Genomic DNA, 14,652 nt, shown 5'->3' with positions numbered 1-14,652 from the left:
TACCTCATATGATGATCAACATGTAGGAAATAACAATTCAGACAAAATGTTCTTGACGTAATGTGGTGGAGCGAATACAATAAACAACAAATATGTGTAACGGGTGGGTAGATTAATATGTTCATGCCAATATGGGATATACATTCAATAACTGAATAAGCATGAGCATAGCTACGATCTTAGGATGAATGTCAGTGTGTAGACAGTCGTGCTTGTGCAGCCCCTGTCGTGGACACTATTCATTATTGCGATGCAGAGGAGAAATCCGGAAACGATTTTGATTTCATATGTTTCTCTTGTTGATACAAAGCTGTAGATGAACATTAGTTCATCTATGGCTTTTTTGCATGCATCCCACCAATCGGTTCACATGGAAAGGAGATCTTGTAGGTCTGGGCTTCAATTCATTTTATATCCTAAGGGAAGAAAGTTGGTAAAGGAATGAATAAACCTTCTCAAAGCTATACGATTTGGTTTTCCCAACGCACAGGCAGTACACTGCTTGGTGAAGCTTTAGGTTCAACAGGCGTTGCAGGTAAACCTGGTGAATGGCTGCATTTCCAGCAGAAGAGTCCGGAAACATTGAAGCGTGCAGATCTGGAGCAAATCTGGGAGATGGGTACAACACCTAATGGGGTATTTGGCATCAAAATTAATTTTGAACAGCGTTGGATCGATGCCATTCGCCAACTGTATCAGCTGCCATCCGAAACGCTGAGGGCGGAAGTATGGAGTACAGGTTTCCCCAACTGCACGAAGCATATTTACATGACACGCCGAAACAAAGTGAGGTTGGCTGTCTCCTGGTGGCGGGCCATTGTTTCAGGTGAGTGGCATCGTCAGCATGGTGCTCAGGCTGAAGAGAAAGATATTGCAGATCAATACCGTTTTGATGCCATTAAACATTTGCTTGTTGAGAGCAGTATGTGTGAAGCTGCCATCGAAGATTTCCTTTCGGAGTCGGGCATCGTCCCTTTGACGATTGTATACGAGGATTTCGTACAAAATTACGAGGGGACCGTCCGGAAGGTACTGGAGTACTTGGATGTTTCGTCTGCTGACGTTACCGTTGCGCCCCCGGCTTTTGACCCTATCGCAGATGAGATATCCGAACAATGGGTACAAAGGTTCCGGGAAGATTGCCAGAAGGGTTGGGAGAATACAAGATGGTAAAACCACAAGTCAAATATGATGTTTGGGTGCAAGAGATGGTATTTCATGATGTTCTGCATGATTCGTCTTAGCTATACGACATGAAAGGCATAATGAAGTTCATGGAAAAGGAATTTAAATAGACGTAAAGGGGTGGGCAGCATGCCCAAACAAGAAAAAAGATCCATGACCTGGCTCTTCCGTTATCTGAAGCCTGTAAAAGGGCGACTCGCACTGCTGGTGGTAATGCTGCTGACTTCTACCGGCTTGCAGCTGCTGAATCCGCAGATCATCCAGCGGTTTATTGATACAGCCGCTAGCGGTGGAATGCTCACAAATCTGATTCAGCTCGCTGGCCTCTTTCTGGTCGTAGCTGTATGTAATCAGTTGATTACGGTGGCAGTCAGTTATTTTGGCAATGATGTGTCTTGGCGTGCAACCAATCAGCTGCGGGGAGATCTGCTTAAACATTGTCTGCAGCTGGATATGCGTTTTCACAATGTAAAAACACCCGGGGAGATGATTGAACGTGTCGATGGAGATGTAACGAGCATTTCCAACTTTTTCGCCATGTTTATTGTTCAGGTTATCGGGAGTTTTGTATTGCTTGCCGGCATACTCGGATTTATGTTCACGGTGAATGTACCTATTGCAATCGTCATGACCGTGTTTACGTTATTATCGATTTTATTTATGGTATTTATCCGTAATTTGGGCGTACAATCCTCCAAAAATGAGCGAGAAGCAAGTGCATCCCTGTTCGGCATGATCGAAGAACGGATTGCCGGAATTGAAGATGTACAGGCGAACGGGCACGTGCCGTATGTCATGAGCCGTTTCTACAAATTAATGCGCACGGTATTCCTGAAAGGACGGAGAGCCTGGATGCTCCGCGTAATTCCGTGGAATACCACCGTCATTTTATTCGCCATTGCTGTTACAGTGGTTCTCTTGTTGGGCGTTCATTATTTTATGCAAGGGGCGATTAGCATCGGAACCTTGTTTCTGATCTATCAATATACCCAGATGCTGAATGATCCGATTGAGATGCTGGGGGATCAGGTGCAGGAGTTTCAAAAAGCGAAATCCGGCATGCTTCGTTCCAGGGAACTGCTGGCTCTGAGCAGTGAAATCAAAGACGGAGACCAGGAACAGCTTCCGAATGGAGCGCTTGGTCTTGAATTTGATCATGTACACTTCAGCTATAACACTGATAAGCCTGTGTTACAGGATATTCATTTTAAGATTGAGCCTGGTCAGAGGCTTGGAATTATTGGTCGAACAGGCAGTGGAAAGTCTAGCCTGAGCCGGGTGCTGCTTCGTTTATATAATCTGGACCAGGGGGTTATCCGCGTTGGTGGTATGGATATTTCCAAGCTCAGCTTGAAGGCACTGTACAGACGGGTGGGCATGGTTACACAGGATGTTCAGCTGTTCGATGGTACACTTCGGGATAACCTGACACTGTTCAATCAGGAGGTACCCGATGACATGATCCTGGAAACGACGGATCGACTGGGTCTGCGTCAATGGATTGATACCCAGCCAAATGGGCTGGATACCCATTTGACAGCGGGTGGTTCATCCTTGTCCGCTGGGGAAGCGCAATTATTTGCTTTAACCCGGGTGTTTCTGACCGAGCCGAGTTTGGTCATTCTGGATGAACCCTCCTCACGTCTGGATGCGGCTACGGAACACTTGCTCCAGTCGGCTGTCAACCAGTTGATGCAGCAATGTACGGGAATTATTATTGCTCATCGTCTGGCTACGCTTGAACAGGTAGATCAGATTATGGTATTGGGGGATGGCCGGATATTGGAATTCGGTGCGAGGGAAGACCTGGCGAACAATCCGAATTCTCATTATGCACGGCTGCGAATGACGGGCAGAGAGGAGGAACTTGCATGAATGTGGCAGGATTTATTGGACGGCTGTTTCGATTTAGAACGGTATTATTCATCATTAACGGTTTGTTGTGGTGCTTGTTTCATTCCTTGCCATTAGCTATTGGTATTGGGATGCAGTGGTTTTTTGACCGGGTAACGATTGGCTCCAGTGATTACTTATGGCTGGCTGTTCCGCTAATATTCATTGCGCTAGTAAGAGTAGCCAGAGTAGGCACGTTCTTTGCCGCTTTCTATGCGTGGATTACATATGTCTTTCACATTCAGGCCATTCTTCGTACCAATATGCTGGCAGGCATTATGCGCTGGCCTGGACGTAATCTTCCCGCTTCACCTGGAGAAGCGATGAGTCGCTTTCGTGATGATGTGGACGAAGTTGTCGAGTATGCTGAGTCCTGGGTAGACTTCTGGGGAAGGCTCGTGTTTGCAATTGTATCCATCGTCATTATGGCAAATATCAACTGGAAAATCACACTGGTCGCCGTCATGCCATTACTTGTCGTTACGCTGCTGAACAATCTGTCAGGCAATCGCGCACGTAAATATGCCCAGACCAATCGGGAAGCGACAGGGCGGATTACAAGTTTTATAGCGGAAACGTTTGGCGCAGTGCAGGCTTTGAAACTGGGGCAGGCCGAGCAGCATGTTTCAGCCCGGTTCAATCAACTTAATGAGGATCGTCGTCAAGCAGCCCTAAGGGATAATCTGTTCAAACAGTGGATGAGATCCCTGAATCAACATGTGCTCAGCATATGTACAGGATTAATCCTGCTGATGTGTGCAGCTGAAATGAGAACCGGACAATTCACTGTAGGTGACTTTGCCTTGTTTACCTCGTATCTTGCGAACATAGGCTTTAGCATTTCCTTATTCGGGTACATGGTATTTCAGCATAAACGACTGAAGGTTTCCTTTGACCGCATGCGCAAGCTGTTTCGTCCTGGTGAAGAGGATTGCATCATCGAATCAAGAGAGATCTATCTGTATGAGGATCCGCCAGAACCGGTTGAACAGCAGAGAGAAAAGAACGATAAACTTAGGGAGCTGGAAGTCAGCAATCTGACATACCATTATCCTAATTCTTCAAAAGGAATTCAGAATATTAACCTCCGACTGAAACGTGGACAATTTATTGTGATTACCGGACGAATCGGATCGGGAAAATCTACACTGGTGAGGACGCTCCTTGGATTATTGCCAAAACAGGAAGGGCGTATTCGGTGGAACGGGGAAGAGGTAGATCCAGCAACATTCTTGATGCCTCCTCGTGCGGCTTACACGCCCCAGGTCCCTCGATTGTTCAGTGATACATTGAAGGAGAATATTGTGCAAGGCAAAAAGGGCAGAGTAAGTGAATCGCTCACACGTGCCATTCGCCTGGCTGTAATGAAAAAGGATATTGAACACCTCGATCAAGGATTGGAAACCTCCGTTGGTCCAAGGGGGGTTATGCTGTCAGGTGGACAGATTCAGCGTGCAGCCACGGCACGGATGCTAATGACTGAAGCGGATCTCTACATCTTCGATGATCTATCGAGTGCCTTGGATGTGGAGACAGAGAAGCAGGTGTGGGAGGGGTTATCCAACGAGCAGCATGTGACATGTATTGCCGTTTCACACCGGCGAGCAGCACTCTCCAAGGCAGATCATATTATCGTATTAAAAGATGGCCGTATTGAAGCCGAAGGAAGCTTGAGCGAGCTGCTTGCGACCAGTGAAGAAATGCAATTGCTCTGGCAGGGAGAACAAGCGCCTGTGAAAGTGGGATAAGATTAGATTAACAACATATAAAAAGCCGTACAGTTAACTCTTTGCAAGAGTTTGTCTGTACGGCTTGTTTGTATTCAAGATTGCTGCAATTCTTTATCTGAGCAGCTGTGCAATCAGGGAATAAGCGATGATCACCAAGAATACAATCGTAATGTGATTGATGGAGAAAATGAACATTTTATGTGACCATTTCTTGGTTTGGTTACGATCAAATGTTGCCATGCTAAGAATGAGCCATGCCAAGCTGACCAAGAAAGCAACAATCGCCACTAACGGGCTAAGCGGCCAGAATAAAAAGCTGGAAAGCAATAACAATACCAGATACACATTCGTTTGAATATACGTACGTCTGATTCCTTTGACAACAGGAAGCATTGGGACACCAGCTGCCTTATATTCGTCAAATCTGCGGATGGCAATACCGTAGAAGTGAGGCATTTGCCACAAGAGCATGGTAACAACTAAAGCCCAGATTTCAAAATGTCCAAGTTCCGGTGAGATTGCTGCCCAACCAATCAGTGGTGGAACGGCACCGGACAAGCTGCCTACTTCCGTATTGTATATTGTTGTACGTTTGGTCCACATGGTATATGGGAAGACATAAAGCAACAATCCCAGGATACCAAATACGGCTGCTGAAGGTGAAGCAATATACAGTAGAATGCCCCCGACCACCGTAATCGTGATCCCCAGAATCAGTCCGGACTTGGTATCAACTTGACCCGTAACGGTAGGACGTGTTCTTGTACGTTCCATAATCGCGTCAATATCCCGGTCGTACAAGTTGTTGAACACACCAGCAGCCCCGATGATCAGGGAGGAGCCGATGACGGACAGTATGATCGGCACAATGTTGGCTATGAATGAGGCATCAAATACATACAATGCCAGACACAAACCGGCAAGCATGGCGATCAGATTGGACTTGATGATTCCGACTTTAATCGTATCAAAGAATACTTTCGGAATGGAGCTATACTCTAGTTCAATTTTGGGTTGAGACCCCTTATTCAGTGTTTTCAAATGCTCACTTCCTATATCTATACTTATATATCTCGTGCCCTTATTATAGCATTTAGTTTACTATGTGAATTAAAACACGTTTTTGTTTAAAAATACTGTCAATTGATTGTGAACAATTTAAAAACAAGGTTTTTTTTAATTGTTAAAATTGAATTTCTGTGCTACAGAATTCATGAAAAAAACAAAGATATCATAATAAGTGAGAAAATTATACTTGCATTTTTGAAATTAAGGGTCTATTGTAGATATCAAAGGTCTTTAATTGATTTTAATTTCATTCTCTTTATTATAGCCTATCTGGTTGTTATTGTCAGGGTTTACTGTTTTAATCCATAGGCTGTGAAGAAGAGAATCTTTTTTTGGATCAATTAAGGACTTTAAGTATCTGGAAAGGGTGTTTAAAATGAATAAAACAGTAGATGTGATTATCATAGGCGGGGGACCATCCGGTCTGAATGCTGCACTGGTCCTCGGAAGAGCCAGAAAAGAGGTTGTTGTTATTGATGAAGGACGACCTCGTAATATGGTAACTCGTGAAACTCATGGTTTCTTGACAAGAGACGGGGCAACACCTAGTGAATTCCGCCAAATTGCCAAAGAGCAGATCCGCGCCTATCCTTCTGTACATATCATGGAGGGCACAGCCGCTGCGGTCACAGGAACGGAAGGTTCATTTGAAGTAACAACGGTAGAAGGAACGATCGTAAGAGGCCGAAAGCTTCTTTTTGCAGTCGGAAAAAAAGACCAGCCTCTCGACATTGCCGGATTGTCCGCGGTATATGGCAAGAGTGCCTTTGTATGCCCATACTGTGATGGCTGGGAGTTGAGGGATCAACCCCTTGGCATCATTGTGAGTGGGGATAAAGCCGTACACATGGCCAAAGTCATATCGGGTTGGACGAACCGATTCACCATACTAACGAACGGAACTGGAATGACGGAGGAACAGCGGGAGGAGTTGAAGCAGCATCAGGTGTCTGTATTGGACACGCCGATCCAATCCATTGAATCAGAGGAAGGAATGGTTAGGCAGATTGTGCTCGAGGACGGAAATACCGTGGAGTGTACAGGCATTTTCTTCGCACCCAAGCTTGTCATCGGTTCGCACCTGGCTCAGACACTGGGGTGTGAGGTAACGGAGTCAGGGACAATTAAGGTAGATGAGTTGGCCAAAACGTCTGTACCGGGTGTCTTCAGTTCGGGAGATGCAGCATCGGAAATATATCAGGCAATCACTGCAGCTTCGTTGGGCGCGCTCGCGGCCGTTAGTATTAATAGTGAGCTGAACGCTGAGGCCTGGGATAATTCAGGAAATGTATAAATTCGATAGTTGATACGTTTGGGCAGGTAAACGGTATGATGAAATCATAAACGAGTCTGTGCAGCGAGGTCCATTCAACCTGAGTTGATTTAACTTACGAGTGGCAGTAACCCCAAGGACTAACCTTGGGGTTACTGCTGTTTATATTCCAATTTTAGAAATCATAAATTTACAGATCATATAGGTGCTCGTACTTATCCGTCAAGTACCGAATCAGCGGTGCAGAGTCAATTTCATTGCCTGTGATGGCTTGGATCAGCTCATTCGCTGACCGTGATTTGCCATATTGATGAACATGTTTGGTCAACCAACCGGTTATGGATTCAATATTATCCGTTTCAATCCATTGATCGTATTCGGGATGATCGCGGCGTATCGATTCATGTAACTGGGCTGCATATACAAATCCGAGTGTATAGGAAGGAAACAGACCAAAGCCCGCGCTCCAATGTCCATCCTGCAGAATGCCGTCCAGGTGGGTAGGTGGCCGGATTCCCAGGTATTCCTCGTATTTATCATTCCATGCTTCAGGTAAGTCTTCGTAGTCCACTTCTCCTGCAATGATGGCCTGTTCAATTTCATAACGAATAATCAGATGTAAATTGTATGTTAGTTCATCGGATTCAAAACGGTTAAATGTCGGCTTAACTGCATTCAAGGCAAAATAAAAGTCATCCAGGTTCACGTGCCCAAACGTCTCAGGTTGAATTCGTTGTAAAGTGGGATAGTTTTTTTGCCAGAATCCTTTGTGGCGACCGATGAATTTTTCATAAAAAATCGATTGGGATTCGTGAATGCCGTATGAAGTGAAAATGCCAAGGCCAGTGTGGATCAGCTTGGGATTAATATGCTGCGTGTATAGAGAATGTCCACCTTCATGCAAAGCACTCCATAGTGAGACACGCACGTCATTATCCACAAACTTGGCTGCAAGTCTGGCATCGTGAGGATTAATGGCCGAACTGAAAGGATGAACCGTGGAACCAAACTGTCCGGCATCAAAATCGTAACGAATGGCTTTGAGAAGTTCAATCCCCAGCTGCTTCTGCTGATCCAGAGGGAATGGCCGAGTGAAAATTGAACTATCCGGTTGTTTTGGGGAAGAAGTGACACGTTTGATCAGTGGTAACAGTGCGGATTTTAATTCGCCGAAAATGCGGTTTAAGGTTGCGGTATCGAGATCGGGATCGAATTGCTGAACCAGCGGGTCATATGCATGCTGCTCGTACCCCCAGTATGTCGCAAATTTTAAACTCAAATCAAAGACTCGTTTCAAATGAGGCGCAAATATGGAGAAATCATTGGCAGCTCTTGCCTCTAACCAAGCTGCGTTAGCAAGTCCCTGATACTGTACAAACGCCTGATATTCCTCGCCTGGAATGGAACTCCATCGATGAAAGGTTCTCCAATGCTCTTTGATGACTCGTTTGCTTAATTCATCCAGATTCTCTTGATATCCTTCTTGTTCCAATCGTAATCCAAAATCAGGATCTGTCTGTAATCTAAACAGTTCCCCGGCTAAAGTAGCTTTGGCGCGAGCTGCAAGTGCAGCTCCTTTTTGGGGTGCACCTGTGCGGGCATCCCAGGCAAGCAGGGTTTGGATCTGTTTATAATGTTCTATTTTCTCGATATGCTCCACCAGCTTGGTGTCTAAACGGTTTAACGTGGTCATTCTGCTACCCCTTCCAAAATAAGGATGTAATTTAAGCAGTATATTAGCATCGGAATAATCGGATGTATATACTTTCACGCGTTTTTCATAGTTTACAAAAAATGAATGAACACTTTAAATTTGCTTATTTTACAAAAATCGTTCTTTCCCTTAGCCTGAAAACACCAAATATCACTAATCCGACATGAACACTTGCATATCATTTTGTGAGTGAAATCGGATCAACATTTTGCATGAGAGCGAGAGGAGCCACAAAATGAAAAACCATATCAAACCCGCTTTATTTGTTATCCTGGCTTTCATAATTCTGACTGGTTGCGCATCCGGTGGACAGAGTGAAGGCAAACAAGGGGCTTCGTCAGCCGGGGGAAGTCAGTCAACTCAAACAGGAGAGAGTGTCAAGACAGGGGGGACATTAAATGTCGGCTATCCGACACAACCGGTTACCCTGGATGCTCACGTTTCTTCCAATACAGCAGTCAAGGATATCTCACGGGAAATTTATGAGCAGCTGGTAACGTTGGACAAAGATGCACAGGTCATCCCGCTTCTGGCTGAGTCGTATGAGATCAGTGAGGATCAACTATCTTATACATTTCATTTGCGCCAAGGTGTGAAGTTCCACAATGGAAAAGAACTGCAGGCAGAGGACGTGGTAGCCTCCTTGAACCGGTGGATTAAATTATCCAGTCATGGCAAGGCGAACTTTGTGGGAGCAGTGGCCAAGGAAATAGATCCCTACACCGTCGTATTGCAGTTAAAAACTCCATTTCTTCTAACACTGCAACTTCTTGCTGATCCGATACCGGCAGCAGCTATATATCCGAAGGAAGTGGTAGATGGAGCGGATGACAAGGGAATCACTTCCTTTATTGGTACGGGGCCTTTTCAGCTGGAGGAATGGAAGCAGGATCAGTACATTCATTTGAAAAAATTCGACGATTACACTGCACGTACAGAACCAAGTGACGGTGCGGGCGGCAAAAAGGAAGCTCTTGTGGATGATCTCTATTTCCGCTTCGTGACGGACGAATCAACCAGACTGGCGGGAATCACTTCAGGAGAGTATGACATTGCCCTAAATATCTCTGTAGACAACGAACAGCAAATTGCCAGTAACCCGGACCTGCAGACGTTTCTAAGTCCAGGCGGAATGATTGGTTATTTCTATAACAGCAATGAAGGTTTGTTTAAGAACATTAAGCTTCGTCAGGCTGTTAATGCCGTACAGAATGCGGATGACATTCTAACCTCGGCATTCCGCGATCCACAATTTTATGTAAAAACCTCTTCAATGGTACTGCCGGAATATCCAAACTGGTACTCGGAAGCGGGCAAGGAGCATTACAGCCAGGCTAACGCGGAGAAAGCGAAACAATTGCTGCAGGAAGCAGGCTATAACGGTGAAGAGATCAAGATTTTTACAACACGTGATTACGTTGATCAATATAACGTAGCAGTTGTTCTGCAGCAGGAGTTAGAGTCGATCGGGGTGAAGGTCAAGCTGGATGTGTATGACTGGCCGACACTTCAAGAAAAGCTCGGGACAGGTACAGGATGGGATATATACCCGATGAGCTATGCATTCCGTCCAACATTCTACCAGTATTCGTTCTGGGGGGGCGGACCTGGATTGCTTAAAAATGAGAAACTTAGCGAGCTGCTTCAGGGGATCCGCACGTCAGCCTCTGTAGAAGATGCCAGACCACTGATCGATGAACTGCAGCAATTGGTTTGGACCGAAGTTCCGTTCTCCCAAATCGGACATACGAAACAAGTGACGGCATTATCCAAAAACATCAGCGGATTCCAAAATATTTTGGGTCCGATATTCTGGAATACAACCAATAACAAGGAATAGCGGATTGGAAGGCGTAGCATCGCTTACACAGGAATACGCCTTTCCCATTTTCGAGCAGGAGAGCGAGGTGACCCGCATGGGTGGATACATTGTTCGTCGGATATTGTCATTGATACCAGTTTTGTTCGTGGTGGCAGTTGTTGTCTTTTCCATCATTCATATTACACCGGGTGATCCCGCAGCCATTTTATTGGGTGAAGAGGCCACGAAAGCGGATATCGATGAGTTAAGAAGCAAGTTGGGGTTGGACAAACCCATTTATGAACAATTTGGCGTTTGGATGCTCGGACTGCTGTCCGGGAACTTGGGAGAATCCATCTTTCTCGACAAACCGGTTACGGCTGCTTTTTTGGAACGTTTGGCACCCACATTATCGCTCGCAATCATTGCACAGGTGATAGGCGTTTCTGTGGCGCTGATTCTTGGAATTACTGCGGTCAAGCGAAGAGGTACAATTGTGGACCAATCGGTAATGGGTTTTTCCATGCTGGGCATCTCCATTCCGAGTTTTCTGCTGGGATCACTGCTCGTCATGCTCTTTAGTGTCAAACTTAGATGGCTTCCCGTTGCGGGTTATCAGCCGTTAAGCGACGGCTTGTGGCAGCATATCAAATATCTGCTGCTGCCTGGCATCGTGCTGGGCATTATCCAGGCTGCGCTAATTACTCGGATGACCAGATCGTCCATTCTTGACGTAATGTCAGGCAATTTTATTAAAACAGCCAAGGCAAAAGGGGTCAAAGAAAAAACGATCGTGTATACCCATGCGCTTCGTGTTGCCTTTATTCCCATCCTGACAGTGATCGGTGAATCGTTCGGAGGACTGGTTACCGGCGCTGCTGTCATCGAGACGCTCTTCAACATTCCAGGCGTAGGACAGCTCATTGTGAACTCCATCAGCCGCAGGGATTATGCGGTCATTCAAGGCTCGGTTCTTTTGGTTACGGTGGCCTATGTGTTCGTCAATTTAATCGTGGATTTGTTATATGGCTTGGTCGATCCGAGAGTTCGGCTAAACAAGAAATAAACAGGAGGTGGAGACAACGTGATAACCAATCCGGAAGCCACCATTGTACCGTCAACGCTTCAAAGGGAAAACAATCGGCGAATTAGAATCAGGCGTTTCATGAACAATCAATTATTAACTACGGGAGCGTTCATTCTGCTGGTAGTTCTTCTCCTGGTGCTGATCGGACCTATTGTTACGCCATACGGTCCGTTACAGATTGACCCGGTAAATCGCCTGAAAGGACCGAGCTGGCAGCATGTTTTTGGGACCGATAACTTTGGCCGGGATGTGTTCACACGAGCAGTTCATGGATTGCGTATTTCCGTTGCTGTGGGTTTCGCTGTGACCGCAATAGCTTCATTCATAGGCATGATTGTCGGCCTGTTATCCGCAAGTTATTCCGTATTGGATCATATTTTCATGCGCATCTGTGATGGCTTGTTTGCATTTCCATCCATATTGCTTGCTATCTCGATCATGGCTGCACTGGGTCCGAATCCGGGCAATGTCATTATCGCCTTGAGTATTATCTTCATTCCGTCAATGGCTCGAATTATTCGCTCCAAAGCACTTGTCATTCGGGAGCTGACTTACATCGAAGCTTTACATGCGCAGGGCGCTAGCGGCTGGAGGATCATCTGGATTCACATGGCACCTAATACGCTATCACCGCTTATTATCCAGTCGACATTTATTTTTGCGGTCTCTATCCTAACCGAGGCTTCGTTAAGCTTCCTTGGTGCAGGTATACCCTCCCCTTCACCAAGTCTGGGTAACATGCTTTTTGATGGAAAAACCGTGATCTATAACGCTTGGTGGATGACCGTCTTTCCCGGCATATTCCTTGTACTTGTTGTACTTGGGCTCAATCTCTTCGGTGATGGACTTCGGGACTTGCTCGATCCGCATGTTAGTCCGGTAAAAAGGGGGAGACAACGTGGAAAAAAAACCGCTGCTTGAGGTCAAGGACCTGAAAGTATCCATCTCAACGGAAAAAGGAACGATTCGCCCGGTTGATGGTGTATCCTTTCACGTTCTTGCCGGCGAAACGCTGGGCATTGTGGGAGAGTCCGGTTGCGGTAAGAGCGTTACAGCCGAATCCATTCTCCGACTGTTTGATGAAGATTTCGTCACTTACGAAGGCGAAGTTCTCTATGAAGGAAGCAACCTTCTAAGCCTGTCCAAAAGGCAAATGGAGCAGATTCGTGGCAATGATCTCTCCATGATTTTTCAAGATCCGATGTCTTCCCTCAATCCTGTACAGACGATCGGCAAACAAATCGCGGAGAGCCTGAAGCTTCATCAAGGGATGAAAGGAAAGCAGGCACGCAAGGCAGCGGTTGATTTGCTGCGAATGACGGGAATACCCTCTCCGGAGAAGAGAGTGGATGAACATCCGCATGAAATCTCAGGGGGGATGCGCCAGCGTGTCATGATTGCGATGGCTCTTGCCTGCAACCCCAAGCTGCTTATCGCTGACGAACCGACCACTGCGCTGGACGTAACGATACAGGCCCAAATTCTGGAGTTAATTAGCAGTTTGCAGTCGGAGACAGGCCTTGGCGTTATCCTGATTACGCATGACCTGGGCGTAGTGGCCGAAACATGCTCAAGAGTTGCGGTGATGTATCTTGGACAGGTCGTGGAGGAAGCAGCCGTGGACGATTTATTTTTCGAACCTCTCCATCCGTATACGTCAGGTCTAATGAAATCCATTCCACGCCTTGACGGCGAACAACACAGCAAGCTCCATGTCATCGAGGGCACGGTACCTGGGCTGCATCAGATTCCAGCGGGCTGTAGATTTGCGCCAAGATGCGCCTTCGCGGATGAACAATGTCAGCGATCCGCGCCTCCGTTGAGACGGATGGACGATAAGCATTCCGTTCGCTGTTGGTACCCGGGAATAGCAACGATTCAGGAGGAAACGCATGAACTCGAAATCATTGGTTGAGTCGAAGCCTCTGCTGCAGGTCAACAATTTGAACAAGCATTTCCCCGTCCGATCTTCTTTTGGCAGAACCACGGGACAAGTCAAAGCCGTAAATGGTGTGTCCTTTGACATTCACTCAGGCCAAACGTTTGGCCTGGTAGGGGAGTCCGGTTGTGGCAAAAGCACACTTGGTCGTTCCATTTTAAGGCTTGTCGAGCCAACGTCCGGGGAAGCAATCTATGAAGGAACGGACATTTTGGCATTAAGCAAGAAAGATTTGCGAAGCTACAGGCAGCATATGCAAATGGTTTTTCAGGATCCTTACACCTCTTTGGACCCTCGTAAACGAATCGGATATTCCATAGAAGAACCGCTCCTCATACACAAGAAGGGGAACAAGCAGGATCGAAAAGACAAGGCAATGTCTTTATTGCGCAAGGTGGGATTTAACGAAGAGCACTATGAGCGGTTTCCTCACGAATTTTCAGGCGGTCAACGTCAGCGTCTGGGTATAGCCAAGGCGCTCGCGCTCGGGCCTAAATTGATTATTTGCGATGAGCCGGTATCCGCGCTGGACGTATCGATTCAATCCCAGGTAATCAATCTGCTGGAAGAGGTACAGGAGGAACTTGGTATTTCATACTTGTTCATCGCGCATGATCTCAGCGTTGTACGTCATATTGCAGACCGAATCGGCGTGATGTATTTGGGTGAAATGGTTGAGCAGGGCCCTGCGGAAACGCTGTTCACCGATCCGCTGCACCCGTATACCAAGTCACTGTTGTCTGCTGTCCCTATTCCGGATCCTCGCGTGAAAAGGGAAAGAGTTGTATTGAGCGGCGAAATTCCTTCTCCGCTTGCCCCTCCGCCAGGATGTGTCTTTCATACCCGCTGCCCATATGTGATGGAGAAATGTCGACAGGTCATTCCCCTGAAGCGACTTGTCACTCCAGACCGGGAAGTGCAGTGCCACTTATATAACGATTAATAGTGACCAGATTAATAAG

11 protein-coding genes are annotated in these 14,652 nt (G+C 46.4%); 9 read left to right on the top strand and 2 right to left on the bottom strand.

Annotation, left to right across the window (positions count from 1 at the left end; translation table 11 throughout):
* The first annotated feature begins 441 nt into the window (after positions 1-441).
* The 3 genes from ABIC22_RS26345 (at position 442) to ABIC22_RS26335 (ending at position 4,826) form a co-directional block, all read left to right on the top strand.
* Entirely contained in the window at positions 442-1,173 is a 732-nt protein-coding gene (locus tag ABIC22_RS26345) for a Stf0 family sulfotransferase (RefSeq protein ID WP_354484965.1), read from the top strand.
* A 141-nt stretch (positions 1,174-1,314) separates the two neighbouring features.
* The gene (locus ABIC22_RS26340) at positions 1,315-3,060 is read left to right on the top strand and encodes an ABC transporter ATP-binding protein (RefSeq protein WP_354484963.1); all 1,746 of its coding nucleotides are present in this window, start codon (positions 1,315-1,317) and stop codon (positions 3,058-3,060) included.
* Entirely contained in the window at positions 3,057-4,826 is a 1,770-nt protein-coding gene (locus ABIC22_RS26335) for an ABC transporter ATP-binding protein (protein ID WP_354484961.1), read from the top strand. The genes ABIC22_RS26340 and ABIC22_RS26335 overlap by 4 nt, the downstream gene beginning before the upstream one ends.
* 93 nt (positions 4,827-4,919) lie before the next feature.
* On the opposite strand, the gene cyoE is transcribed toward ABIC22_RS26335, so the two are convergent.
* On the bottom strand, positions 4,920-5,849 hold the full coding sequence (cyoE, locus tag ABIC22_RS26330; RefSeq protein WP_354484959.1) for a heme o synthase: 930 nt from the start codon (positions 5,847-5,849) through the stop codon (positions 4,920-4,922).
* 403 nt (positions 5,850-6,252) lie between these two features.
* On the opposite strand from cyoE, the gene ABIC22_RS26325 reads away from it, so the two are divergent.
* Positions 6,253-7,170 carry an NAD(P)/FAD-dependent oxidoreductase gene (locus ABIC22_RS26325; protein WP_354484957.1) on the top strand — a complete coding sequence of 306 codons (918 nt, stop codon included), beginning with the start codon at positions 6,253-6,255 and terminating at the stop codon, positions 7,168-7,170.
* 169 nt (positions 7,171-7,339) lie between these two features.
* On the opposite strand, the gene ABIC22_RS26320 is transcribed toward ABIC22_RS26325, so the two are convergent.
* On the bottom strand, positions 7,340-8,842 hold the full coding sequence (locus ABIC22_RS26320) for a carboxypeptidase M32 (protein ID WP_354484955.1): 1,503 nt from the start codon (positions 8,840-8,842) through the stop codon (positions 7,340-7,342).
* 256 nt (positions 8,843-9,098) lie between these two features.
* Here ABIC22_RS26320 and ABIC22_RS26315 point away from each other — a divergent pair, with 256 nt between their 5' ends.
* The 5 genes from ABIC22_RS26315 to ABIC22_RS26295 all read left to right on the top strand — a co-directional run bounded on the left by ABIC22_RS26315 (position 9,099) and on the right by ABIC22_RS26295 (position 14,633).
* Positions 9,099-10,703, top strand: coding sequence for an ABC transporter substrate-binding protein (locus ABIC22_RS26315; protein WP_354484953.1), 1,605 nt, complete (start codon positions 9,099-9,101; stop codon positions 10,701-10,703).
* A 76-nt stretch (positions 10,704-10,779) separates the two neighbouring features.
* Positions 10,780-11,730 (top strand): ABC transporter permease, encoded by a 951-nt coding sequence (locus ABIC22_RS26310; protein WP_354486105.1) that lies wholly within the window; start codon positions 10,780-10,782, stop codon positions 11,728-11,730.
* A 99-nt stretch (positions 11,731-11,829) separates the two neighbouring features.
* A complete protein-coding gene (locus ABIC22_RS26305; RefSeq protein ID WP_483312604.1) occupies positions 11,830-12,672 on the top strand; it encodes an ABC transporter permease in 843 nt (280 codons plus the stop codon).
* A complete protein-coding gene (locus tag ABIC22_RS26300) occupies positions 12,650-13,666 on the top strand; it encodes an ABC transporter ATP-binding protein (protein WP_354484951.1) in 1,017 nt (338 codons plus the stop codon). Before ABIC22_RS26305 ends, ABIC22_RS26300 begins: the two co-directional genes overlap by 23 nt.
* Positions 13,644-14,633, top strand: a complete 990-nt coding sequence (locus ABIC22_RS26295) for an ABC transporter ATP-binding protein (RefSeq protein WP_354484949.1) — start codon at positions 13,644-13,646, stop codon at positions 14,631-14,633. The genes ABIC22_RS26300 and ABIC22_RS26295 overlap by 23 nt, the downstream gene beginning before the upstream one ends.
* The last annotated feature ends 19 nt before the right edge of the window (positions 14,634-14,652 follow it).

The sequence above is a fragment of the Paenibacillus sp. PvP094 genome, from assembly GCF_040546835.1.
GTDB lineage: Bacteria > Bacillota > Bacilli > Paenibacillales > Paenibacillaceae > Paenibacillus > Paenibacillus illinoisensis.
This window is presented reverse-complemented; position numbering and strand designations above follow the sequence as displayed.